The sequence below is a fragment of the Streptomyces sp. NPDC006261 genome (assembly GCF_040613515.1).
Classification (GTDB): Bacteria; Actinomycetota; Actinomycetes; order Streptomycetales; family Streptomycetaceae; genus Streptomyces.
Genome location: NZ_JBEXSI010000061.1, coordinates 14,833 through 38,835, shown reverse-complemented (window position 1 = coordinate 38,835; position 24,003 = coordinate 14,833). Strand labels below are relative to the sequence as shown.

General features: G+C 71.4%; 20 protein-coding genes, 2 pseudogenes and 1 riboswitch. Of the genes and pseudogenes, 4 read left to right on the top strand and 18 right to left on the bottom strand.

What is annotated here, in order from left to right; all coding sequences use genetic code 11:
- Window positions 1-86 precede the first annotated feature (86 nt).
- Window positions 87-1,598 (bottom strand): annotated as a pseudogene (locus tag ABZ154_RS29405) (ATP-binding protein); the annotation flags it as partial.
- Between the two features lie 358 nt (window positions 1,599-1,956).
- Here ABZ154_RS29405 and ABZ154_RS29400 point away from each other — a divergent pair.
- Window positions 1,957-3,402, top strand: coding sequence for a glyceraldehyde-3-phosphate dehydrogenase (locus tag ABZ154_RS29400; protein WP_356837402.1), 1,446 nt, complete (start codon window positions 1,957-1,959; stop codon window positions 3,400-3,402).
- A gap of 631 nt (window positions 3,403-4,033) precedes the next feature.
- On the opposite strand, the gene ABZ154_RS29395 is transcribed toward ABZ154_RS29400, so the two are convergent.
- Window positions 4,034-5,242 carry an MBL fold metallo-hydrolase gene (locus ABZ154_RS29395; protein WP_356837401.1) on the bottom strand — a complete coding sequence of 403 codons (1,209 nt, stop codon included), beginning with the start codon at window positions 5,240-5,242 and terminating at the stop codon, window positions 4,034-4,036.
- Window positions 5,243-5,401: 159 nt separating this feature from the next.
- The gene (locus ABZ154_RS29390; RefSeq protein ID WP_356837400.1) at window positions 5,402-5,842 is read right to left on the bottom strand and encodes a PPOX class F420-dependent oxidoreductase; all 441 of its coding nucleotides are present in this window, start codon (window positions 5,840-5,842) and stop codon (window positions 5,402-5,404) included.
- A gap of 149 nt (window positions 5,843-5,991) precedes the next feature.
- Between ABZ154_RS29390 and ABZ154_RS29385 the strand changes: the two genes are divergently transcribed.
- On the top strand, window positions 5,992-6,603 hold the full coding sequence (locus ABZ154_RS29385) for a TetR/AcrR family transcriptional regulator (RefSeq protein ID WP_356837399.1): 612 nt from the start codon (window positions 5,992-5,994) through the stop codon (window positions 6,601-6,603).
- Between the two features lie 54 nt (window positions 6,604-6,657).
- Window positions 6,658-6,909 (top strand): annotated as a pseudogene (locus ABZ154_RS29380) (radical SAM protein); the annotation flags it as partial.
- 4 nt (window positions 6,910-6,913) lie between these two features.
- On the opposite strand, the gene ABZ154_RS29375 reads toward ABZ154_RS29380, so the two are convergent.
- Together ABZ154_RS29375 and ABZ154_RS29370 are read right to left on the bottom strand one after the other, a co-directional pair.
- Entirely contained in the window at window positions 6,914-7,741 is an 828-nt protein-coding gene (locus ABZ154_RS29375) for an SGNH/GDSL hydrolase family protein (RefSeq protein ID WP_356837398.1), read from the bottom strand.
- Window positions 7,742-7,903: 162 nt separating this feature from the next.
- Window positions 7,904-8,887, bottom strand: a complete 984-nt coding sequence (locus ABZ154_RS29370) for a LysM peptidoglycan-binding domain-containing M23 family metallopeptidase (protein ID WP_356837397.1) — start codon at window positions 8,885-8,887, stop codon at window positions 7,904-7,906.
- Window positions 8,888-8,890: 3 nt separating this feature from the next.
- Window positions 8,891-9,051, bottom strand: a riboswitch (cyclic di-AMP (ydaO/yuaA leader).
- A 411-nt stretch (window positions 9,052-9,462) separates the two neighbouring features.
- Between ABZ154_RS29370 and ABZ154_RS29365 the strand changes: the two genes are divergently transcribed.
- Entirely contained in the window at window positions 9,463-10,275 is an 813-nt protein-coding gene (locus ABZ154_RS29365; protein ID WP_356837396.1) for a tyrosine-protein phosphatase, read from the top strand.
- 4 nt (window positions 10,276-10,279) lie between these two features.
- Here ABZ154_RS29365 and ABZ154_RS29360 read toward each other — a convergent pair whose 3' ends face one another.
- The 13 genes from ABZ154_RS29360 to ABZ154_RS29300 all read right to left on the bottom strand — a co-directional run bounded on the left by ABZ154_RS29360 (window position 10,280) and on the right by ABZ154_RS29300 (window position 24,000).
- Window positions 10,280-10,456, bottom strand: coding sequence for a DUF6126 family protein (locus ABZ154_RS29360; RefSeq protein ID WP_356837395.1), 177 nt, complete (start codon window positions 10,454-10,456; stop codon window positions 10,280-10,282).
- Window positions 10,457-10,500: 44 nt separating this feature from the next.
- Window positions 10,501-11,109, bottom strand: coding sequence for an XRE family transcriptional regulator (locus ABZ154_RS29355; protein WP_356837394.1), 609 nt, complete (start codon window positions 11,107-11,109; stop codon window positions 10,501-10,503).
- Between the two features lie 59 nt (window positions 11,110-11,168).
- Complete coding sequence (locus tag ABZ154_RS29350) at window positions 11,169-12,566, bottom strand: aspartate aminotransferase family protein (RefSeq protein ID WP_356837393.1); 1,398 nt, start codon at window positions 12,564-12,566, stop codon at window positions 11,169-11,171.
- 78 nt (window positions 12,567-12,644) lie between these two features.
- Complete coding sequence (hpnH, locus tag ABZ154_RS29345) at window positions 12,645-13,664, bottom strand: adenosyl-hopene transferase HpnH (RefSeq protein ID WP_356837392.1); 1,020 nt, start codon at window positions 13,662-13,664, stop codon at window positions 12,645-12,647.
- 5 nt (window positions 13,665-13,669) lie between these two features.
- The gene (locus ABZ154_RS29340) at window positions 13,670-14,317 is read right to left on the bottom strand and encodes a 1-hydroxy-2-methyl-2-butenyl 4-diphosphate reductase (RefSeq protein WP_356837391.1); all 648 of its coding nucleotides are present in this window, start codon (window positions 14,315-14,317) and stop codon (window positions 13,670-13,672) included.
- A complete protein-coding gene (gene shc, locus ABZ154_RS29335; protein ID WP_356837390.1) occupies window positions 14,317-16,317 on the bottom strand; it encodes a squalene--hopene cyclase in 2,001 nt (666 codons plus the stop codon). Before shc ends, ABZ154_RS29340 begins: the two co-directional genes overlap by 1 nt.
- A gap of 107 nt (window positions 16,318-16,424) precedes the next feature.
- Complete coding sequence (locus ABZ154_RS29330) at window positions 16,425-17,528, bottom strand: polyprenyl synthetase family protein (RefSeq protein WP_356837389.1); 1,104 nt, start codon at window positions 17,526-17,528, stop codon at window positions 16,425-16,427.
- Entirely contained in the window at window positions 17,525-18,910 is a 1,386-nt protein-coding gene (hpnE, locus tag ABZ154_RS29325) for a hydroxysqualene dehydroxylase HpnE (RefSeq protein ID WP_356837388.1), read from the bottom strand. The genes ABZ154_RS29330 and hpnE overlap by 4 nt, the downstream gene beginning before the upstream one ends.
- A gap of 116 nt (window positions 18,911-19,026) precedes the next feature.
- Window positions 19,027-19,947: a presqualene diphosphate synthase HpnD gene (gene hpnD, locus ABZ154_RS29320; protein WP_356837404.1), complete on the bottom strand. Its 921-nt coding sequence runs from the start codon at window positions 19,945-19,947 to the stop codon at window positions 19,027-19,029.
- A gap of 29 nt (window positions 19,948-19,976) precedes the next feature.
- Window positions 19,977-20,888, bottom strand: coding sequence for a squalene synthase HpnC (gene hpnC / locus ABZ154_RS29315; protein WP_356837387.1), 912 nt, complete (start codon window positions 20,886-20,888; stop codon window positions 19,977-19,979).
- A gap of 430 nt (window positions 20,889-21,318) precedes the next feature.
- Entirely contained in the window at window positions 21,319-22,104 is a 786-nt protein-coding gene (locus ABZ154_RS29310) for an ABC transporter ATP-binding protein (protein ID WP_356837386.1), read from the bottom strand.
- Window positions 22,097-23,026 (bottom strand): ABC transporter permease, encoded by a 930-nt coding sequence (locus ABZ154_RS29305; protein WP_356837385.1) that lies wholly within the window; start codon window positions 23,024-23,026, stop codon window positions 22,097-22,099. The genes ABZ154_RS29310 and ABZ154_RS29305 overlap by 8 nt, the downstream gene beginning before the upstream one ends.
- Window positions 23,027-23,127: 101 nt before the next feature.
- On the bottom strand, window positions 23,128-24,000 hold the full coding sequence (locus ABZ154_RS29300) for a glycosyltransferase (protein WP_356837403.1): 873 nt from the start codon (window positions 23,998-24,000) through the stop codon (window positions 23,128-23,130).
- Window positions 24,001-24,003: the final 3 nt, after the last annotated feature.

Sequence of the window (24,003 nt, the reverse complement as noted above, 5' to 3'; positions counted from 1 at the left end):
GGTCGAGAAGACCGTGGACGGCTCGGTGACCCGGAGCGGGGTCACGGTCCTGGAGGGCGAGGACCGGGTCCGGGAGCTGTCCCGGATGCTGGCGGCCGGTCGACCCGCTCGGCGCGCAGCGGGAGGGGCGGCGCCTCGACGCGGGGCCCCGGCGGGCGGCTCTCCGGTGCGGCGTGGGCGTGCGAACCCGGGGCCTGGGCGTCGCGCGGGTGACCGGCGGGCGCCTGGCCCGGGGATGCGGTGACGGCCTGCGGCTGGGCGGCCCGCACCTGCGGCGGCGTCGGCGGTCCGCCGTCTGCGGGCGGCCGGTGTACGGCTCCGGGCGGCGGTACGGGGGCGGCGCCGGGCGGGGCCGCGGTGTCCGGGTCGGCCCCGAGGAGGGTCTGCGGCAGGACGAGGACCGCCTGCGTGCCGCCGTAGATGTTGCTCTGCAGGCGGACCGCGATGCCGTGGCGGCGGGCCAGGGCCGAGACGACGAACAGGCCGATCCGGCCGTCCTGGAGCAGATGGGCGACGTTGACCTGGTCGGGGTCGGAGAGCAGAGCGTTCATCCGGTTCTGCTCGTGGTCCGGCATCCCGAGGCCGCGGTCCTCCACCTCCAGCGCGAGACCGGCGGTGACGCGCTGGACGCGCAGCAGCACCTGGGTGTGCGGAGCGGAGAACACTGTGGCGTTCTCCACCAGTTCGGCCAGGAGGTGGATCACGTCGGCGACGGCGTGGCCGCGCAGGGTGCCGTCCATCGGCGGGACGAGCTTGACCCGGGGATACTGCTCCACCTCCGCGATGGCCGAGCGCAGCACTTCGGTCATGGTGACCGGGTTGCTCCACTGGCGCCGGGAGACGGCCCCGCCGAGGACGGCGAGGTTCTCCGCGTGGCGGCGGATGCGGGTGGCGAGGTGGTCGACGTGGAAGAGGCCCTTGAGCAGGTCAGGGTCCTCCACTTCGTGCTCCAGCTCGTCGAGGATCTGGATCTCGCGGTGGACGAGGGACTGCAGCCGCCGGGCGAGGTTGACGAAGACCTCGACCTTCTGTTCGTTGCCGGTGGAGCTGAAGAGCTGCGAGGCCTGGACGACGGCAGTGACCGCGGAGTCCTGGGCCCGCGCCATCTCCTGGGCGAGCAGGTCGAAGGCGTCGCCGTCAGGGGCGGGCGGTGGCGTGGGCCGCCGGGGGCCGACGGGTTCTCCGGCGCGGAGCCGCTCCACCGCCCGCTGGAGTTCGGCCTGGCCCTGGGCGCTGGCGCGGCGGAGCGTCAGCGCCCGGTCGAGCACGGCACCGGCCACGCGGTGGGCGCCGAGGTAGGCGGCCGCGACGGCGGCGACGGCCAGGGCGGCCGATCCGCCGAGTGCGGCCCACAGGCTCGGGGACGGGGCGACGGCGCCGTCGCGGATGGTGAAGATGACGGCTGCGGCGCCGCTGAGCAGGGCGGCGATGGTGGGGAGCAGCGCGGTGCGCAGCAACTGGGGGCGTATGCGGCCCTCGGGGGTGGGGTGGGTGGCACGCGGCCTGCTCGTGGCCGAGTGGGCGCGTGCGCCGGGGCGGCCGTGCCGCCCGCCCTCGCGGCGGTCCGGTCGCGCGGCGGGTGCGCGAAGTTGAGACATCAGCGTCCTCGGTACAGGGGGCACCAGGAATCGGCGTTCCTGTCGCCCCTGTCGGTGTTCATGCGGTGGCACCTACGGTGGTCGGTCCAGCTCGGGTCAGCGGTCGGGCGCCCCGCAATCCAGGAGCCCCGTTGATCACCGAGCACACACGGTAGTCGCGACCGACCTGTGCGCGACGGGCAGTTGTCGAACTTGCCCGCCATCCGTCCCGCTCTGGTATGACCTCTCGCACGGGCGCCCGATTACGCCGCATTGACGTCGAGGTGTCCACCCCCGGATCCCCGGACGGGACCACCTGGAGGATGAGCACACCAGGGCGGCTACCATATGAGCGCCGCCTAGCTCGAAAGATAAACACGTGACTGTCAATGACGACTCGTTCACCAACTGGATGCACCGCGAGGAGATCGCGGAGTCGATGATCCCGATCATCGGGAAGCTGCACCGTGAGCAGGACGTGAACGTCCTGCTGCACAGCCGCTCCCTGGTGAACAAGTCGGTGGTCAGCATCCTCAAGACCCACCGCTTCGCCCGGCAGATCGCCGGTGAGGAGCTGTCCGTCACCGAGACGATGCCGTTCCTGCGGGCTCTGACGACGCTCGACCTCGGCCCCTCCCAGATCGACATAGGCATGCTGGCCGCGACGTTCCGCGCCGACGACCGCGGCCTGACGGTGGAGGAGTTCACCGCCGAGGCCGTCGCCGGGGCGACCGGCGCCAACAAGATCGACCGCCGCGCCTCGCGCGATGTCGTCCTCTACGGCTTCGGCCGCATCGGCCGCCTCATCGCCCGTCTTCTCATCGAGAAGGCCGGTTCCGGCAACGGACTGCGGCTGCGCGCCATCGTCGTACGCAAGGGATCCGGCCAGGACATCGTCAAGCGCGCCTCACTGCTGCGGCGCGACTCGATCCACGGCCAGTTCTCCGGCACGATCACCGTCGACGAGGCGAACAGCAAGATCGTCGCCAACGGCAACGAGATCAAGGTGATCTACTCGGACGACCCGACGGCAGTGGACTACACCGAGTACGGGATCAAGGACGCCATCCTGATCGACAACACCGGCAGGTGGCGCGACCGCGAGGGGCTTTCGAAGCACCTGCGCCCCGGCATCGCCAAGGTGGTCCTGACCGCGCCGGGCAAGGGCGACGTCCCCAACATCGTCCACGGGGTCAACCACGACACGATCAAGGACGACGAGCGGATCCTGTCCTGCGCGTCCTGCACCACCAACGCGATCGTCCCGCCGCTCAAGGCGATGGCGGACGAGTACGGCGTCCTGCGCGGCCACGTGGAGACCGTCCACTCGTACACCAACGACCAGAACCTGCTGGACAACTACCACAGCTCCGACCGGCGCGGCCGCTCGGCGGCGCTCAACATGGTCATCACCGAGACCGGCGCCGCGTCGGCCGTGGCCAAGGCGCTGCCGGACCTGGACGCGCCGATCACCGGCAGCTCCATCCGCGTTCCGGTGCCGGACGTCTCGATCGCGATCCTGAGCCTGCGCCTGGGCCGGGAGACCAACCGCCAGGAGGTCCTCGACTACCTCCGCAACGTGTCGCTGGCCTCGCCACTCAAGCGCCAGATCGACTTCATCAGCGCCCCCGACGCGGTCTCCAGCGACTTCATCGGCTCGCGCCACGCCTCGATCGTCGACGCGGGCGCCACCAAGGTCGACGGCGACAACGCGATCCTCTACCTCTGGTACGACAACGAGTTCGGCTACTCGTGCCAGGTCATCCGGGTCGTCCAGCACGTCTCCGGCGTCGAGTACCCGACGTACCCGGCCCCGGCGGCCTGATTTCCGGGGGCCGTCCCTCCGGGAGGAGCGGATCGGCACCACAGCACGGCCTCACGGGCCGGCACCCCTGCCCGGGGGTGCCGGCCCGCTCGTGTTCGACCGGCCTTCGGGAAGGAATGGAAGCTGTGTCCGCACCATTCCTGGGCGCAAGGAAGCCAGATTGAGCGGCGATCGCCGAATGCGCGGCGGCTGTCGGGGTCCCCGCGACGGCTCTGCTGGTCCAGCGCGAGCAGGAGCGGGACGGCCGGAGGCCCGGGCCCCGGGGAACCGTGCCCCACGACGAATCGGCTGCTCCCGGCGGGGACGTACCGTCCGAGGCTCCGCAGCACGAGGGCCCGGCGGAGCCAGTCCCTCCGGCGGGTCCGTCCCGGACGAGAACGACCGAACGACCCTCGTCTCCGCCGCTTCCGCCTGCACGGCGCTGGTGGCCGGTCGAGGCGCCCTTCCGGCATCCGCGCGGGCCTGTGGAGTGATCAAGGGCAAGGAGACCTGCACCTCGGCGGGCGGACCCTCGCCCATGCCGCTCGCACTCACCGATGAGCGCGAACCGGCCCGTAAGCCGGCGTCGGCCGAGAGCGGCTGGAGGGGCCCCGGTCCGCCGGGAGGAAGCCGGCGCTCCCTCCTCCGGCGGTCACCGCTCCCCGGCCACATCGAGGTCCCGCCGCGCGACCGGTGCACCGCCCGGGACCGCGTCCGGTGTCGCCGTTCGCCACTGCGGGGCCGTTATCGGTGCGGAGACGGCTCGCCACCACGGGTCCACCGGGAGGGTTCCGGCGGGTTCGAAGGGTTCGCCCGGCCGGGGGAACGCCGCCGCCTGCTCGGCCTCCTCGGCGGCGTCCTTCGTCCACTCGGCGGGCTCGGCCCAGGCGTGCGGTGCGAGGTTGAAGGTCCCCCAGTGGATCGGCAGCATCATCCCGTGGGGGCGTCCGCCCTGGAGGTCCAGGTGGGCGCGCATGCCCTCGGCGGGGGTCATGTGGATGTCCGGCCAGTACTCCGAATAGGCGCCGATCTGGATCATCGTGGCGTCGAAGGGGCCGTGCTCGGCGCCGATGTCCCGGAACCCGGGGAAGTAGCCGGTGTCCCCGCTGTGGTAGATCCGGTGCTCCGGGCCGGAGACGGCCCAGGAGGCCCACAGGGTGTGCTGGTTGTTGCGCAGGCCGCGGCCGCAGAAGTGCCGCGCGGGCGTGGCGGTGAGGCTGATGCCGTCGACCTCCGCGGTCTCGTTCCAGTCGAGCTCGCGCAGCCGGCCGGGGGCCACTCCCCAGCGCTCCAGATGGGCGCCGACCCCGAGCGGCACGGCGAAGACGGTGTCCGTGGCCGCCAGCGCGCGGATCGTCGGCAGGTCGAGGTGGTCGTAGTGGTCGTGGGAGATCACCACCACGTCTACGGGTCCGAGCGTGGCAAGCGGCACCGGAACGGGGTGCAGCCGCTTGGGTCCGGCGAAGGGGAACGGGGAACACCGCTCGCCCCAGACCGGGTCGAACAGCACCCGGCGGCCGTCGATCTCGGCGAGCACGCTGGAGTGGCCCATCCAGGTCAGCCGCAACCCCGTGGCGGGCGGTGCGGCCAGATCGGCGAGGGTGGTGGCGTGGACCGGAACGCTGCCCGCCGGCGCCCTGCGGATCCGCTGCTCCTTCCGGAAGTAGATCTTGGCGAATTCCAGCGTGGACCCGGACGGCCTCGTCCGGGCACCCAGCGGGTTCTGGAACACCCCGTCGGCGAAGTTCGGCGAGCTGAGGATGCGCTGCATCCGCGCTCCTGCGGGATCGGCCCCGAAGGACTCGGAGCGCATCGAACGCAGTTTCGTACGGAAGGGGACAAAGTAGTCGGCGCCGGTCACAACATCTCCTGGGGGAGTCGGTGTCGTCTCATTATCGTCGGACTGCCCGACAGGGCGAGGAGAGGACGGTGAACGGGGCAGCGGATCCGGCCGGCGACGCCCGGCACGCGGCGGGCGGGACCCCCGTCGGGGCCCCGCCACGGTCCGGCCGGTGACGGTTCAGCCACGCGGCTGCCCGTAGACGTGCTCGATGTGCAGAGTGAGCAGCACCCGGCGGTCATCGACCATGGCCCGCCGGTAGTCCTCCCAGTCCGGGTGCTCACCGCGGACGTCGCGGTACAGCGTGATCAGGGCCTCCACCGTGGCGTCGTCCCGTTCGGCGGCGGGCGGGGTCAGCTCGGCGGTACCGTCCGCGACGGTCCAGGCCCAGCGGTCGTCGCTGGTGACGTGGTAGCTCGCGCGGGGGTCACGCCGCAGGTTGCGGGTCTTCGCCCGGCCCTCGGTGATCGACACCCGGACCACCTGCTCGTCGGGGTAGTAGGCGTGGTTGACGTTGGACAGCTGGGGGCGCCCGTCCCGCTTGAGAGTGACGAGCACTCCCCCGTCGTGCTCGCCGAAGAGGCGGAGCAGCGCTTCCTGAGCCGGTTCGAATGACGTCATGAACGGTCCAACGTGCTTCTCCCCCCGAGGATTCCGGTCCGGAGGCTCCCGCGGGAGGTGTCACGTCCGGGTGCCGCCGTCGCGTCATCGCGGTGGCGGCGAAATCTCCGGTGACCGGCAGTGACCGGCGCATTGACTAGGGTGGTCGCGTGGCAAGAGTCCGGTTGAACGTGGCGGAACGGCGCGAGGAGCTGCTGAAGGCGACGGTCGAGCAGATCGAGATCCGCGGGGCCTCCTCCGTGCGGATCGCCGATGTGGCGTCCGCTCTGGGGGTGAGCAACGCGCTGGTGCTCTACCACTTCTCGACCAAGGAGAAGCTGGTCGCCGCCGCCTTCGGGTACGCGGCCGAGGCCGATCTCGCCCATCTGCGCAAGCTGCTGGCCCGGCGCACCTCCGCCGTACGGCGTCTGCGGGCAGCCGTGCGGTGGTACGCGCCGACCGGGCAGGCCAAGGGGTGGCGGCTGTGGATCGAGGGCTGGGCGGCCTCCCTGCGGGAGCCCGCCCTGCGCGAGGTCGCGGGCGATCTCGACCGGCGGTGGAAGGCGGAACTGGCCGAGGTCATCGCGGAGGGCGCCGCCGCCGGTGAGTTCCGCTGCGAGGATCCGGAGTCGGCGGCCTGGCGGCTGACCGCCCTGCTGGACGGACTGGCCGTGCAGATGACGTCGTACGCGGGTCCGCTCTCCCGGTCCACGATGCTGCGCTGGACCGACGACGCGCTCGCCCGCGAGCTGGGCCTCGACCACGCCGCGCTGACCGGCTGACACGTCAGGTGTGGCGCACCGTGGCGTAGGCGGTGCCGTCCAGCCCGAACGCCAAGGCGCCACTTCGGCAAGGCGGAGCTGGGCAATCTCGACGACGGCAGCTACCGCCGGGCGCTTCGCCCGCGGGCCTGCCCGCTGGCCGTGTGCGACTGCCACATCGGCTACGTCCGCCTGGAGACGCCGCTGTACGACGTGTGCGCGGGCGGCGCCCCGGAGCGGGTACCCGCCGGGTCCGGCGCGTGCGCGCCGACCGGGCCCGTCACCTCGGGCCCGTCCCGGCGTACGCTCCCGCTGCTGGAGCTCTGACCCACTACAGCGGCAGCAGGTCCGGCCGCTTCGCCTCGACATGGTCGCCCGACGACTCGCCGCGCAGCCGCCGGCCGATCCACGGCACGAGGTACTCCCGCGCCCACTGGATGTTGTCGCGCCGCTCGTCGAAGGGGCTGCGCTGGGCCTGCGGCGGCCAGGGCTGGTCCGGCTCGGCCGGCACGTCGTGGCCGAGGACCTGGGCGGCGCGCAGCGCGACGCGGGTGTGGCCCTCGGGCGACAGGTGGAGCCGATCGGCGTCCCACGCACGCCGGTCCTGGACCGAGCGCAGCGACCACAGGTCGAGCACGGGGCAGTGGTAGCGGTCGGCGATCGCCCGGAGATGGACGTTGTACGTGGCGATCTTGCCGCGCATGTGGCGCAGCACCGGAACGCCCCGGGTGTCGAAGCCGGTGGTGACCATGACGGTGCCGACCGCCTGGGTCAGGTCCGCGACGGCCCGCTCGAAGCGCTCGGCGAGATCGTCGGGGTCGGTGCCGGGCCGGATGATGTCGTTGCCGCCCGCGCAGAAGCTGACCAGGTCGGGGGCCAGTTCCTTGGCGCGGGGAAGCTGCTCCTCGACGATCTGGTCGAGGAGGCGTCCGCGTACGGCGAGATTGGCGTAACGGAAATTGCCGTGCCGGGTCTCGTCCGGGTTCGTCGCCGCGTCGGGGGGCGGGAGCCGGTCGGCGAGCAGAACCGCGAACCGGTCCGCCCAGCCGACGAAGGTGCCGTCGGGGCCGGGATCGCCGACGCCCTCCGTGAAACTGTCCCCGATCGCCGCGTACGACCCGATGGTGTTCTGCTGCTTGGTTCTCGAATCGTCTGCCACGAGCACATATCCTGCACCGTTCAATGTGACCTACGCGACCGTAATACGGGGTTGACGGGTGGTGAGATAGACCACCCGGTCAGATTTCGGTAAAGCCGGAATAAGCGGAGGGGCGGTGCGCCGCCGCGCACCGCCCCTCGATCACTTCCGGTAGCCCTCGGGTCAGAGGGAGACGCCGTGCTGGCGCAGGTAGGCGACCGGGTCGACGTCCGAGCCGTAGCCCGGACCGGTGCGGACCTCGAAGTGGAGGTGCGGGCCGGTGGAGTTTCCGGTGGAGCCGGAGAGGCCGATCTGCTGGCCGCCGGTGACGGTCTGGCCGGCGGAGACACTCAGCGAGGACTGGTGGGCGTACTGGGAGTACATGCCGTCCTCGTGCTGGATGACGACCTCGTTGCCGTACGAACCGCTCCAGCCGGCCGAGACCACGGTGCCCGGGCCGATGGCGCGGATGGGCGTGCCGGAGGCGGCCTGGAAGTCCGAGCCGGTGTGGTAGCCGCTGGACCAGCTGGAGCCGGAAGCCCGGTACGGGGTGGTGACGTTGGCGTGGTCCAGCGGGGCGGTCCAGCCGGAGCCGGTGGACTGCGAGGAGCCGGTCTGCGCGGAGGTTCCGGCCGGAGCGGCGGCGTCGGACTCGTCGGCCGAGAGGGTGTCGCCCTTCGGGGCCTGCTCAGCCTTCTTCGGGGCGGCCTTGGGGGCGGCGGCCTTGGAGGCGGCCTTCGGGGCCGGGGCGGACTTCTTCGCCTCCGACGGGGTGGCGGAGCCGGACGCCTTGGCGCCGAGCGTCAGCTTCATGCCCGGGAAGATCAGGCCGGGGTTCTCGCCGACGGTCGAGCGGTTGTCCTGGTACAGCTTCTGCCAGCCGCCCTTGACCTGGTGCTCGGCCGCGATCTTCGCGAGGTAGTCGCCGGAGACGACGGAGTACGTCTTCGGGGCGGTCTTCGCCGTGGCGGGCGCGGCCTGCTGTGCGGTCTGCGCGGCGGCGGGGGCGGCCGCGGACCTGACGGCGGGGGCTGCCTTGTCCGCGGCGTGGGCGCCGGTGGCGCCGATCAGCGGGAGGGCGAGTACGGCGCCGCCGGTACCCGCGGCGAGGACGCCGCGGTGGATCGGGCCGGACTTGGGACGACGGTGCTTACCCTTTGCGGGCATGGGGAAGTTCCTCTCCGGCGCCTGCGAGGTGAGCTGTCGGGTTCGGGCTGGAGATGCCCGGCCGCCGGGTGGCGACTTCACCCCGAGCCGGTCCGGATCGCTCCGGGCCGGCGGCTTACCTGGTTCCCCCGCTCCTGCCGCACGTGAGTGGGTGGGTGCGAATTCCGGGCGGTGGCAGGATTAGGCGGTCCGTCCGGATTGACGGTGACCGTAAACGAGCGAGGACGACGGGAACAAGCCGTCGGTTGCACATCGGAATCATCGATTCAATTTCTCTCCGGATTTCCCGTCACCCTCCGTGGATTACGGATCTTGGCTTTCCGTACGGATCCTGGGAAATCGCCCGGGCACCGCCGCCACGGTCCGTCACGGATATGATCCCGCTCACCTACGGATCCCCATGTCCCCCATTAGCGGGGCATGTTCTGCGAAATGCACCAATACGGACACTCCACGGACACCACCCCTGACGGTCCATCAGCAGACCACCGAATTCCCCGTGCATCGATGTCGTATCGTCGCAGGAGCGCCCTCGCCGGAGAGCCGCGCCGACGCCAGAGATTCCAGGAGCCACCGTGACGCAGCAGGTGCCGCAGGTCCCGCCGACCGAGACCGCACTGACCGGAGTCCGTAACTTCCGTGACGTGGGCGGGCTTCCCACCGCGGACGGGCGGCGCACCGCCTTCGGTCGGCTCTACCGCAGCGGTCATCTGGCGCACGCCACTGCCGAGGACGCCCTCGTCCTCGGCGGGCTCGGGCTGCACACCATCTTCGACTTCCGCAACTCCGCCGACCACAAGCTCGACGGGTACGACATCGAGCTGGCCGGTGTCCGCAATGTCAGCATTCCGCTTTCCGACCCGGCCGACGGAGCCGAGTTCTGGCGGCTGGTCCGCGACGGGAACATCGAGCAGCTGCGCTCGATCCTGGCGAACGACAAGGGCACCGAGCGCATGCTCCACATGTACCGCGCGATCATCGTGGACCGCACCGCCGAGCACAGCCGGGTGCTGCACGCGCTGGCGGAGGACAGCGTGCCGGCCCTGATGCACTGCGCGGCCGGCAAGGACCGGGCGGGTCTGTCGATCGCGGTCTCGCTGCTCGCGGTCGGCGTCGAGCGCGAGGCGATCGAGGCGGACTACCTCAAGTCCAACGATCCTCACCGCCGGTACAAGGTGAAGCGCACGGACATGTCCGAGACCGGGATGTCCGCCGAGGTGATGGAGCTCCTCAACCCGCTCTTCGGGGCGCAGGCCTCCTACCTCTCGGCGGCGTTCGCGGCCATCGACGAGACGTGGGGCACGACCGACCGCTACCTGGCGGAGGGGCTGGGCATCTCCCCCGAGACCCGGGAACGCCTCCGCGAACGGCTGCTCGACGGGAGCTGACGGCTTACTCCGCGCCCGCCACCATGAAGAGCAGGTAGAGGAAGGCCGCGATCACATGGCCGACCACCAGGTAGGCGAAGAGCCGGATCACCAGACCGCGCGGCATCCGGCGCTCCTGCGAGTCCTTGGTGGTCTTCGGGCGCCTCGGGCCCAGCGGGTCGTAGTGCTCGGAATCGGACATGACGGTCCTCTCTGCCGGCCTCGCGGCCCGGTGGAACGAAGGGGTCAGCGCGCGTGGAGCGCGTTGCCGAGGCAGAGCTCGGCCGCGGGGCTCTGCAGCAGGGAGTGGACGAAGAGCAGCTCCGCCCCTGCCCGGTCCAGGGCCGCGATCCGGTGCGGTGTGAGCGAGTCGAAGTGGGCGCTGTCGCCCGGGTCCAGATCGTGCACGGTCTGCCCCAGCGCGACCCGCAGCCGCCCGCCGAGGACGTACAGCCACTCCTCACCTGGGTGCACCCGCACCAGATCGCCCTGGGCGCCGTAGGGGACCCGGACCCTCAGCGCCTGCATGGCGCGGCCGGAGCCGCCCGCCCGGCGGTACATCCAGCCATCGGCCTCGGCGCCCTCGAAGGCTCCGCCCCGGACGACCGCCTCCCGCTCGGGCGGCTTCTCGCCGAGCAGCTCGGAGACCGTCGTACCGTAGATGCGGGCGAGGCCCAGCAGCATGGGCAGCGAGGGCTGCCTGCGGCCGGTCTCCAGCCGGGACAGGTGGGCCGGGGAGAGTCCGGCCCGCTGGGCGGCGGTCTCCAGGGTGAGGCCGCGGCCGCGGCGCAGGTCGCGCAGTCGGGGTGCGACGCCGGGGAGCTCGTCGGCCGCCCCTTCGTCCGGAGGGTTCATGTCTCCATTGGGCCAGGAACTTTCCTCGCGGGCAAATATCTTGCCCCGGAGGCAAAGTCTCAGCGGTTGGCCACGGCCTGCTTGACCAGGGTCCGGCCGAAGTCCCACATCAGGCCGCCGCCGCTGTGCGCGTCGTCCATGACCTCGGTGAACGCGGCCACGAAGCGGTCCACCTCCGCCTCCCCGATGATCAGCGGCGGGATCAGCTTGATCACTTCCAGGTGGTCGCCGGAGACCTGGGTGAGGATGCGGTGCTTGCGGAGCAGCGGCACCACGACCATCTGGGCGAAGAGTCCCTTGCGGGCCGCCTGGAGCATGGTCCAGCGGCTGCGGAGCTTCAGCGAGGAGGGCCGCCCGAACTCGATGCCGATCATCAGCCCGCGCCCGCGCACCTCGTGCAGCAGCTCGTAGCGGTCCACCAGCGCGGAGAGGCGCTCCCGCAGCAGGTCGCCGGTCCGCCGGGCGTTCGCGACGGTCTCCTCGTCCTCCATCACCGTGAGCACCGCGAGCCCCGCCGCCATGGCCTGGGCGTTGGAGCCGAAGCTGGCGGAGTGGACGAGGACCCGGTCCATCGAGGAGTAGACCCTGCGGAAGATCCACTCCTTGCCGAGCGTCGCGCCGACCGGCACATAGCCGCCGGAGAGCGCCTTGGCGACGCAGACCAGGTCGGGCTCGACGCCGTCCTCGTGCTGGTAGGCGTAGAAGTCGCCGGTCCTGCCCAGACCGGTCTGCACCTCGTCGGCGATCAGGAGCGCCTTGTGCCGGTGCAACAGCTCCTGCGCCTCGCGCAGGAAGCCGGGCGGTGCGGCGTGCACGCCCTTGCCCTGGACCGGCTCGACGATCAGCGCCGCGACGTCCCCGCGCTTCAGCTCCCGGCGCAGCGCGTCCAGGTCGCCGAGCGCGATCGGGGTGTCGGGCAGCAGCGGAGCGAAGCCGTCCCGGAAGCCGCTCTCGCCGTTGACCGAGAGCGAGCCGGTCGTCAGCCCGTGGAAGGCGTGGGTGCAGTAGAGGACGCGGGGCTTGCCGGTGGCGTACCGGGCGAACTTCAGTGCCGTCTCGACCGCTTCCGTACCGCTGTTCCCGAAGAAGACGCGGTCCAGGTGCGGGCTGTGGCCGAGCAGTTTCTCGGCGAGGAGCCCGGGCAGCGGCTGGCAGTCGAACCGGGTGAGGTCGGCGAGCTGGGCGTCGAGCACGTCGTGCAGGGCCTGCCGCACGACCGGGTGGTGCCGGCCGATCCCCATCACGCCGAACCCGGCGAGCATGTCGAGGTAGTCGTTGCCCTCCGCGTCCCAGAAGTACGCGCCCTGGGCCCGCTCGTACACCTTGTCGAAGCCGAGGGTGTGCAGCATGCGCGGCAGCTGGTGGTTGAGGTGGCGCGCGTGCAGCTCGTACCGCTCGGCCCCGCGCTCCGCCAGGAGCCGTCCTAGGTCGAAGCCCTGGAGCCCGCCGTCCGTCATCGCCCGTTCTTCTCCTTGCGTTCCGTGGGTACGTTCCCCGAGGGGGCCGGAGCGACCGGCCCCCTCGCCGTCACGACGTCACCGGTTGCTGGTGATCGTCTCCCGGGCCGCGCGCAGGGATTCCTTCAGCGACCCCATGGTGGCGAGCACCGCCGTGGGCTCGTAGCCGCAGTGCGCCATGCAGTTGGCGCAGCGTGGGTCCTTGCCCCGGCCGTACTTCTCCCAGTCGGTCTCCTCGATCAGCTGGCGGTACGTCGGAACGTAGCCGTCGCTCATCAGGTAGCAGGGGCGCTGCCAGCCGAAGAGCGAGTAGTTGGGAATCGCCCACGCGGTGCACGGGAAGTCCGCCTTGCCCTCCAGGAAGTCCAGGAAGAGCGGCGAGTGGTTGAGCCGCCAGCGCGCCCGGTTGCCGCCCGCGAAGGCCTTCTTGAAGAGTTCGCGGGTCTGGTCGACGCCGAGGAAGTGCTCCTGGTCAGGTGCCTTCTCGTACGCGTAGGCGGGCGAGATCATCATCTCGTCGACCTTGAGGTCGTCGTTGAGGTAGTTGAGGACCTCGATGATGGTCTGCGGAGTGTCGGTGTTGAAGAAGGTGGAGTTGGTGGTGACGCGGAAGCCGCGCCGCTTGGCCTCCTTCATCGCCGCGACGGCCTCGTCGAAGACGCCCTCCTTGGCGACCGACTCGTCGTGCCGCTCCCGCAGTCCGTCGATGTGCACGGCGAAGGCGAAGTAGGGCGACGGAGTGAACTTGTCGAGCTTCTTGCGCATGAGCATCGCGTTGGTGCAGAGGAAGACGTACTTCTTCTTCGCGACGAGCTGGCGCACGATCTCGTCGATCTGCGGATGCATCAGCGGCTCGCCGCCGGCGATGGAGACCATGGGGGCACCGGACTCGAGCACCGCGCCCACCGCCTGGGCGACCGGCATGCGCTGCTTCAGGACACCGGCCGGGTGCTGGATCTTCCCGCACCCCTCGCAGGCGAGGTTGCAGGCGAACAACGGCTCCAGCTCGACGATCAGCGGGAACTTCTCACGCTTGCGCAGCTTCTGTTCGAAGAGATACGTCGCGACCTTGATGGACTGACGGAGCGGCATGGCCATCTGGCTCACCTCCTGGGGAGCGTTAAGGATCGGTGCCATTCGTAGAAAGCCGGAAGGACGGCACGGAGAACACGGAAGGCCGATATTCCACCGCGGACCGTGCCGATACGGACGAGCTCATGCTCTGGAGCGTCCACGACCACCCGGACGGCCGCAACCGGGCGCGGTCCGTGGCACAGGGCGGTACGCAGTGTCGCGGCGGACTCCATGTCCACCGCGATGGCCCCGGTGGCCCGCAGCGCGACCCGCTCGGGGCCGCGTACGACGTGGTCGGAGCCGGTCAGCGGGCCGGTGTGGACGGCTGAGCCGGGGGCGGCCCGGGCCAGGGCGGCGACCAGCAGCCCGGTGCCGGTGCAGGGGGTGGCGCCGTCGGCGTCCCGGGTCTCCTCGGCGACGACCAGGTCCCCGGGGTGCATCCCGGGGGAGAGGCCGGCGCAGAAGCCGGAGGCGATGACGGCGGCGTCCGGTACGCCCCCGGGGGCGAGGGCCGCCGCCACGGCCGCCTCCGCCGCCCGGGGGCCCATGCCGGTCCGCAGGACCCGCACCGGGCCCCCGGGGCGCTTGCCGCTGCGCAGGGCCAGCTGCTCGATGCCCAGCGCGCAGGCGACCAGCAGCGGCGCCTGGGGGGCTGTGGACCCCGGTGCGCCGGCCATCAGGCGCTCTTGGCCGCGCCCGTACGGTCGGCGAAGGGGTCGCCGTACACGTAGCGCCCGAGTGCGGTGAGGGGGAAGACCTGGCGGTAGAGGTGGTAGTTGATGGAGAAGTCCCAGGGAAAGCCGGTGCCGGTGAAATACGGTTCGTCCCAGGAGCCGTCGGCCTGCTGGGCCTCGGTCAGCCAGGTGACCCCGCGGACGACGGCCCGGCTGTCGCTGCGGCCCGCGGCGAGCAGGGCCAGCAGGGCCCAGGCGGTCTGGGAGGCGGTGGACTCACCGTGTCCGATCCACTTCTCCTCCGTGTACGAGCGCAGGTCCTCGCCCCAGCCCCCGTCGTCGTTCTGCACGGACTCCAGCCAGGTCACCGCCCGGCGGATCGACGGGTGCGCGGCGGGCAGTCCGGCGGCGACCAGCGCGGGCACCACCGACCCCGTCCCGTAGACGTAGTTGACGCCCCAGCGGCCGAACCAGGCCCCGCACGCCTCCTGTTCGGCGAGCAGCCACTCGATGCCCCGCCGGGTACGGGGATGGCTGCCGAGCCCCTCGACTGCGAGCATCTCCACCACGTGGCCGGTGACATCGGCCGAGGGCGGGTCGATGACCTCGCCGAAGTCGCAGAACGGCAGGCGGTTGGGGAGAGAGCTGGTGTTGTCGGCGTCGAACGCGCCCCAGGCCCCGTTGCGGGACTGCATCCCGAGGTTCCAGCGCACCCCGCGCTCGATGGCGGCTTCCAGCCGTGCGGGGTCGGGGTGGCGCACGCGGCGCAGCGCCAGGACGACTTCGGCGGTGTCGTCGATGTCCGGGTAGTTGTCGTTGTGGAACTCGAACGCCCAACCTCCGGGCGCCAGTTCAGGTTTGCGTACGGACCAGTCGCCAGGCCGGGTGATCTCCTCGGCCAGCATCCAGTCGGCGGCCTTCACGAGCGCCGGGTGGTCGGGTCTGAGTCCGCCGTCGACCAGGGCGATGGTGGCCAGGCAGGTGTCCCAGACGGGCGACTGGCAGGCCTCGACCATTCGGGCGCCGTCCTCGCGGTGGACGGCGAACCGGTCCAGCGAGGCCAGGCCCGCCTTCATCACCGGGTGGTCGAGGTCGTAGCCGAGCAGGTGCAGGGCGATGATGGAGTAGACGGCCGGTGGCTGGATACCGCCCCAGCAGCCGTCGTTCTCCTGTCGTTCGATGATCCACCGGGCCGCCACGTTCATCGCGATCCGGCGCAGCGGGCGCGGCGCGACTTTGTGGTAGAGGTGCAGCCCCTTGTCCAGCCGCTGGAACAGACCGTCCCAACTGGCCGCCGGAGCAAGCTTCCTGGGCGGATTGGGCTCGGCGGGATCGGTGTGCAGCTCGTCCAGGGCGAAGGGCGCGGGCCGCACGGGGCGCTTCGCGGAGACGATGGTCAGCGGAACGATGGTCTGGCGGGCCCAGCAGCCGAAGTCGTAGATGTTGAGCGGGACCCACGTGGGGAAGAACATCAGCTCGGGCGGGAGTTCGGGGAGGTCGTCCCACCTCCACCAGCCGAACAGGGCCAGCCAGATCCGGGTGAAGACGCGGGCGGCCGCGATGCCGCCCTGCTCCCTGATCCAGGTCGCGGCGCGCGCCATGTGCGGCTCGTCGGGGCGGTCACCGGCCAGCCGCAGGGCCACATAGGCCTCGATGGTGGCGGAGAGGTCGCTCGGTCCGCCGTAGAAGGTGTTCCAGGTGCCGTCACCGAGCTGTTCGCCGCGGATGAAGAGGGCGGCCGCCCGGGTGGTCTCCGGGTCCTGGATGCCGAGGAACTGGCGCAGGAGCAGGTCCTCGGCGTCCATCGTGACGTTGGTGGCCAGGTCGCCCTTCCACCAGCCCTGCTCGTCCTGTCTGCCGAGGAGGTGCTCCACAGAGCGTTCCGCGGCCCGCCGCGCGGCGGCGAGCACGTCGTCCGCGGCGGTGGTCGTATCGGCCGGATGTCCTGCCGGCGGCGCGAAGAGGTTCGCGGCCCCGGTGGATCCGTCGGTCGTCGCTGTCATGAGCTTCCCCTTACGTGCAGTGGTTTCTCTGCTGTGCTGGGGTCTCCGTCGGCCGGCGCCCTGGTCAGGGCGCCGGCCGGCGACTGCGAGTCATATGCGGGTGTTGATCACCGCTTCCGCACCACCACGAAGTCCGCGAGCGCGGTGAGCTGCGCCCGTACCTGATGCGGCATGTCGACACCGTGCAGCGCCTCGATGGCGACCGCGTGCTGACGACGCGCTTCCTGTGCGGTCCACTCGCGGCCGCCGGCCTCCTCGATGAGCGCCGCGCGGGCGGCGAACTCCTCTTCGGAGAAACTGTCGAAGTCGTTGCTCTTGGCGTCGGCGGCGAGCAGTTCCCCGAGCCGCTGGGAGGCCGGCCCGCCCGCGGCCAGCGCGGCGACGACCGGAAGGGACTTCTTGCGCTGGCGCAGGTCGCTCCAGGTCTGCTTGCCGGTGGCCTCCGGGTCGCCCCAGATGCCGAGCAGGTCGTCGACGGCCTGGAAGGCGAGGCCGAGGTGGTAGCCGTACGTCTCCAGGGTGTCGGCGGTGCGGTCGTCGGCGCCTCCGAGCACCGCCCCGATGGAGACCGCGCAGGCCAGCAGGGCGCCGGTCTTGTTGCCCTCCATCTCCAGGCACTCCTCGACGGTGACCCGCTCGCGGTGCTCGTAGGAGATGTCCTGGGCCTGCCCGTCGATGAGCTTGCGGGTGGCCGAGGTCAGCCGTCGGGCCGCGCGGCCCGCCTCGACCGTGCCGAGCTCCAGCAGGACGTCGTAGGCCAGCGCGAAGAGCGCGTCACCGACCAGGATCGCCTGGGCGGGGCCGTGCACCTTCCATACGGTGTCGCGGTGGCGGCGCTGCTCGTCGCCGTCCATCAGGTCGTCGTGCAGCAGCGAGAAGTTGTGCACGAGTTCGACGGCAACGGCGCCGGGGACTCCCGCTTCGGCGGGGGCGCCCGCCGCTTCGGCCGACAGCAGGGCGAGCGCGGGGCGCACGGCCTTGCCGCCGTCGCCGTCCGAGGGCCGTCCCTCGGCGTCGATCCAGCCGAAGTGGTAGGCCGCGACGGTGTCCATGGGCGGCGCCAGCCGGTCCACGGCAGCCCGCAGCACCGGCGCTGACAGGGCTCGTCCGCGCTCCAGAAGCGCGGTGACGTCCGTGGTCTGCGCCACGGTGTCGGAAGCCGGATTCGCCGGGGTCACTGACTCTCCTCTTGTTCCGGTGGTACTGCTCATGCCGCCTCCTGCAGCGGATGTCCATGGGGGCGGCCGAGGTCGTGGAGGGCCGCGTCGGCGGCCTGGAAGCCGCTGCGCACGGCCCCCTCCATCGTCGCGGGCCAGCCGGTGGCGGTCCAGGCGCCCGACAGCTGCAGTCCGGGCAGCCGCGTACGGGGGCCCGGGCGCAGCCGGCCGACACCCGGGGCGGGCGCGAAGGTGGCGGTGCGCTCGCGGGTGACGAAGAAGTCCCGGATGCCCGCACCACGTGCGGCGGGCAGGAGCCTCTCCAGCTCGGGCAGGTAGCGGGTCCTCAGCTCGGCGACGGGCAGGTCGATCTCGTCCTGGGCGGCGGACTGGGAGACCGCCAGATACTGCCCGGGGCCCTTCAGCCCCGAGGAGTGGGTGCGGTCGAAGACCCACTGGACCGGGGAGCCGATCGCGGCGAAGAAGGGGCGGCGCAGCACCTTGCGGTCGTAGACGACGTGCACGTTGAGGATGGGCGCGTTGTCGATGTCGAGGAGCAGGTCCGGCTCGTCCAGGGCGCCCGCGGGCAGCAGATCGTGGGTCTCGTGCTGCGGTACGGCGAGGACGACGGTGTCGGCGGTGATCCGCTCCCCCGCGCTCTCGACACTCCAGCGGCCGTCCTCGGTACGGGTCAGGGACCCTGCCTTGGCGCGCAGCTCGGTGCGGACGCCCGCGGTGTCCAGGGCCTTGCGGGCGAGGGTGTCGTGCAGCTCGCCGAGCGGCACGGTGGCCCAGCCGATGTCGGCGGCACCGGGCTCGGAGAGCAGGCCGGTCTTGAAGACCTTGGCGGCCAGTGCCATGGAGGCGTTGGGTGCGGTGGCGTTGAGGGTGGCGACGCCGACGAGGTCCCAGAGCGCCTCGATGGCGCGCTCGGACTGGCCGTGCTGCCGCAGCCAGGTGGCGAAGTCGACGCGGTCGAGGGCCGGGTCGGCGGGGTCGAGGCGGCCGAGGGCGAGGGCGGCACGGCCGACGTTCGCCTTCTCCCCGAGGGAGAGGTGCGGGTACGCGGCGAGGCCGCCGGCGAGGTGCAGCGGCACGGGCAGGCCGGTGCGGCGCAGCCGTCCGAGGCGAGGTCCGGCGGACCGGCCGACGTCCAGGACGGGGACGTCCAGGCGGTCCTGGAGGGGGGCGAGGTGGGCACCCTCGACGCGGTCGAGGAACCAGCGGTAGCCGGTGCAGCAGCGCAGGTAGACGTGCTGGCCGTTGTCGACGGTGAGGTCGCCGCGCTGGAAGGAGAAGGCGAGGCCGCCGAGGCGGGGCCGCCCTTCCAGCAGGGTCACGTCCAGCCCGGCGTCGGCGAGGCGGAGGGCCGCCGTGATGCCGGCGAGGCCCCCTCCGACGACGACCGCGACGGGGCGCGGGCTCTCGTCGCTCATGCCCGCCCCCCTCGCCGGGTCGTCACCGATCGCCGGGGACCCGGCAGGAATCGTCGCAGTCGTGGACGCGTGGGGCCACCGGAGGGTTGACCGGGCGCCGGGCACGCCGGAACGCATCAGGCCCGCCCCCTGGTGGTCAGCCGCGAGATATGGCGGGCGTCCAGACCGGAGAGGCCGCGCACCGCGACGTACGCCTTCTCGTGGCCTGGCAGCGAGACCCGGCCGCGCAGCACGGCCTCGGGGTCGCGCTCGATCCGGTCCAGGAGGCGGCGGTAGATCCCGGCCATGGCGGCGACGCAGGCGCCGCTGCGGCGGTCGAGCATCGGCAGGAGTCGGTACCCCTCGGCGAACAGGGCCCGGGCCCGGCGCACCTCGAAGTGGACGAGGCCCGAGAAGTCGGAGCCGGGCGGCGGGGTGGCCCGGTGGAAGCCGGCGGAGCAGCCGAACTTGGCCAGGTCGTCGGCGGGGAGGTAGGTGCGCCCGTTGGCGGCGTCCTCGCGCACGTCGCGCAGGATGTTGGTGAGCTGGAGGGCGAGGCCGAGGGTGTCGGCGTACTCGGAGGCCCGCTCGGCGCCGGGTGCGCCCGGTTCCGTACCGAAGACGCCGAGGCTGAGGCGCCCGATGGCCCCGGCGACACAGCGGCAGTAGGTCTTCAGGTCGTCCCAGGTCTCGTACGTGGCGCCGCGGACGTCCATGAGGACGCCGTCGATCAGCTCGTCGAGACCGTCCAGCGGGAGCGGGAAGCGCCGGGCGGCGTCGGCGAGGGCGACGGCCACCGGGTCGGTGTCGTCCTCCTCGACCTTGCCGTGCCGGATCCGGTCGAGCAGCTCACGGGCGCTCTCCAGCCGGGTCCGCTTGGTCGCCGGGTCCAGCGCGCCGTCGCCGATGTCGTCGACGCGACGGGAGAAGGCGTACAGCGCCGACATGGCCTGCCGCTTCTCGTACGGCAGCAGCCTGATGCCGTAGGCGAAGTTCCGGGCCTGCTGTCCGGTGACGGCCTCGCAGTAACTGTATGCGGCCTGCACCGGCGGCGACATGTACGTCGTCTGTCCCTCCACGGTCCGGCTCACCCCTCTCTACGCGCTCTTCGCAGGACGACTGCGACTTCGCGCAGCATGCTGGGCTTGGTGGGCCTGGGCGGCCCGGGCAGTACGTCGAATCCGGCGGCCGAGACCGCCGCGAGGGCGGAGCGCCCGCCGCCGACGAATCCGGCGAGGAGGAGCCTCAGTCTGCCGTTGACGCTCCCCACCAGCGGGATGCCGTCAAGCAGCAGCTCGCTCGCGCGTTCGGATTCGTACGCGATCAGGGCACGGACCGAGGCGCCCGCGGACGGCCGGGCCAGGTCGGCCTCGGTGACCCGGAAGCGGTCCATGTCCTCGGCGGGCAGATAGATCCGGTCGCGTGCGAGGTCCTCGGCCACGTCCTGGAGGTGCTCGACGATCTGGAGCGCGGTGCAGACCGCGTCCGAGAGGCGCACGCGTTCGGGGCTCGTGGTGCCGGTCAGGGCGAGGACCAGGCGGCCGACCGGGTTGGCGGAGAGCTCGCAGTAGGCGGCGAGCTCTCCGTAGGTGGCGTAGCGGCGGACCTTCTGGTCCTGCCGGTTGGCCTCGATCAGGCCGAGGAAGGGTTCGGGGGTGAGCGCGCGGCGCCGCACGGTGGGGCGCAGGGCGCGCAGCAGGGGGTGGTGCGGCTCCTGGCCGGTGGTGGCGAAGACCCGGTGCAGGTCGGTCTCGAAGGCGTCGAGCATGGCGAGCCGGTCGTCGCTCTGGTCCGGCTCCAGGCCCAGGTGGCGGGCGTCGGCTCCGCCGGGGGCGAGGTCGCCGTCGCCGATGTCGTCGACGAGCCGGGCGTAGCCGTAGACCGCCATCAGGTCGTCGCGCCAGGCGCGGGGCAGGAAGAAGGGGGCCACGGGAAAGTTCTCGTCCGCGGCCTTGCCGAGCGTGGCGTCACCGGTGCGCGCCTGTGGGGTCGAGGTCACTGCGGACCGCCCGGCGCGGGGACGGCGAAACCACGTCGGAGCTGGAGATTTTCCGTCATTGCCGTCACATCTCCCGTTCTACACTGCTGACCCAAAGCATCCCTTTTCGGACACGCCGCTCATTCTTCCGAGTGCACTGCGGCACAGCGGGCGGAGCGCCGGGGGCGTATCGCCCTACTTGCCATGAATCAGCACCGCTACAGCTTACGTTGCACAGCTCACAGAGGTGCGCCGGGGTGGAGCGCCCGCGGCGCGGACACCGCACCGTCCGTCAACCTTGCTCGTACGGGGGTGGATTGACGTCATCCGTCGGGAGGAGATCACCCCCCGAGGCCTACTGCGGGTGGCCTCCATCGCCCCGGCACCGCCCCGGACACCGCTGCGGCCCCCGCCGGAAGCGGTCCGGCGGAGGCCACGGGTGGCTGGGAAGCTACTTGCCCGTCTCGCGTTCGTACGCCTTGAGGACTTCCTCGGTGGGGCCGTCCATCAGGAGCTCACCCTTCTCCAGCCAGAGCGCCCGGTCGCAGGTGTCCCTGATCGACTTGTTGTTGTGGCTGACCAGGAAGACGGTGCCCGCCTCCTTCCGGAGTTCGCGGATCCGCGCCTCGGAGCGGATGCGGAACTTGCGGTCACCGGTGGCCAGCGCCTCGTCGATCATGAGGACGTCGTGGTTCTTGGCCGCGGCGATGGAGAAGCGCAGGCGCGCCGCCATGCCGGAGGAGTACGTACGCATCGGCAGGGTGATGAAGTCACCCTTCTCGTTGATGCCGGAGAAGTCCACGATCTCGTCGTAGCGCTCGCGGATCTCGTCCCGGGTCATGCCCATGGCCAGGCCGCCCAGCACCACGTTGCGCTCGCCGGTGAGGTCGCTCATCAGCGCCGCGTTCACACCGAGCAGCGAGGGCTGGCCGTCCGTGTAGACGCGGCCGGACTCGGTCGGCAGCAGGCCCGCGATGGCCCGCAGCAGCGTCGACTTCCCGGAGCCGTTGGTGCCGATGAGGCCGATGGCCTCGCCGCGGTAGGCCGTGAAGGAGACGCCGCGTACGGCGTGCACCTTTCTGACCCCGCGCGGCTCGCCCTTGCCGCGGCGCATCATGCGGCTCAGCGCCGCGGTGGCGCTGCCCCGGCCGCCGCCGGTGCCGTTGACCCGGTAGACGATGTGGACATCGTCGGCGATGACCGTGGGAATCCGTCCCTGCGTGTTGTCCTCAGCCACGGCCGTACCGTTCCTCTGCCTTCCAGAAGTACACGAATCCCACGGCGCCCAGCAGGACGGCCCAGCCGAGGCCCACTGCCCAGACGTGGTCCGGCAGGTTCTCGGAGCCGTAGCCGTCGATCAGCGCGAAGCGGACCAGGTCCATGTAGATGGCCGCCGGGTTGTACTGCAGCACGTCGGCGATCCACGCCGGTTTGTCCTGGAGCATCACCGGGATGGAGAACATGACGCCCGAGGCGTACATCCAGGTCCGCGTGATGAACGGCATGAGCTGCGCGAGGTCGGGGGTCTTGGAGCCGAGCCGTGCCATGACGAGGGCCAGGCCGGTGTTGAAGAAGAACTGGAGAACAAGGGCGGGGATCACCAGGAGCCACGACAGCGAGGGGTAGCTGCCGAAGATGACGACGACCGAGAGCAGCACGACCATCGAGTACATCAGCTGCTGGAGCTGCTGGAGCGAGAAGGAGATGGGCAGCGAGGCCCGGGGGAAGTGGAGGGCCCGGACCAGTCCGAGGTTGCCGGAGATGGAGCGGACGCCCGCCATCACCGAGCTCTGGGTGAAAGTGAAGACGAAGACGCCCGTGACGAGGAACGGCACGAAGACGTCCTCGGGAATGCCCTTCCTGGTCCCCAGGATCAGACCGAAGATCAGGTAATAGACAGCAGCATTCAGGAGAGGGGTGACCACCTGCCACAGCTGGCCGAGTTTGGCCTGACTGTACTGAGCGGTCAGCTTCGCCCGGGAGAAGGCCAGGATGAAGTGGCGACGGCCCCAGAGCTGTCGCAGGTAGGCGAACAGCCCCGGCCGGGCGCCGCTCACGGTCAGGCCGTACTTGGCGGCCAGCTGGGCCGCGCCGAGGCCCTCGTCGGCGGACGGCGGGGCCCCGAGGGCAACCCCACCGTCGTGGGTCGTGTCACTCACAAGTTGAAACTCTCGTCTTCACGCGCAACCAGTCGCGGGCGCGGCTCAGGCGGACAGGTCCCGGAAAGAAAATACGCCTCATGCTCTCAGAGGAAAGCTTCTCAGATGACGGGAGGTCGTCCCAGCCTCGTCAGCCGCCACACCGTACGCCACTTCATCGGGCGGCGCGGTCCGCAGGGCGTCGCCCAGCCTTCCCGGAAGCCGCCCAACCACGCCTTCAGGGCGGGCGGCGACGGGCGCCTGACCAGGGTCAGCAGCAGCCAGACCCCCGGATAGAGGGGGACCAGCGGGGCGGGCAGGTTCCGGCGGGCCAGCCAGACCCGGTTGCGGGCCACCATGCGGTGGTGGATCGCGTGCCGGGAAGGGGCCGTGGTGGGGTGGTTGAGGACCATGTCCGCGCGGTAGTCGATCATCCAGCCCGCGTCCAGCGCCCGCCAGGCGAGATCCGTCTCCTCGTGGGCGTAGAAGAACTGCTCCGGCAGGGGGCCGGCCTCGGCGAGGACCCGGGTGCGTACGGCGTTGGCGCCGCCGAGGAAGGTCGTCACGCGCGAGGAGCGCATCGGGTCGGCCGCCCGGAGCCGGGGCACATGGCGGCGCTGGGTGGCGCCCGTGTCCGGGTCGGTGATCCGGAAGGTGATGATGCCGAGCTTCGGGTCCGCCCCGAACGCCTGCCGGCAGAGCTCGGCGGTGTCCCGGTTCGGGAGCAGCCCGTCATCGTCGAGGAAGAGGAGGGCGTCCACATCCGCGCCGGAGGGACCGAACGCCTCGATGCCGACGTTGCGGCCGCCGGGGATTCCGAGGTTCTTGGGCAGTTCCACGGTCCGTACACCGGCCGGCACGGACCCCACCGGGGCTCCGTTGCCGACCACCACGACCTCGATCCGGTCGCCTTCCTGCGCGATGACCGAATCGAGGAGGGCGCGGAGCTCGTCGGGGCGGTCGCCCATGGTGATGATCACCGCGCCCAGTTTCATGGG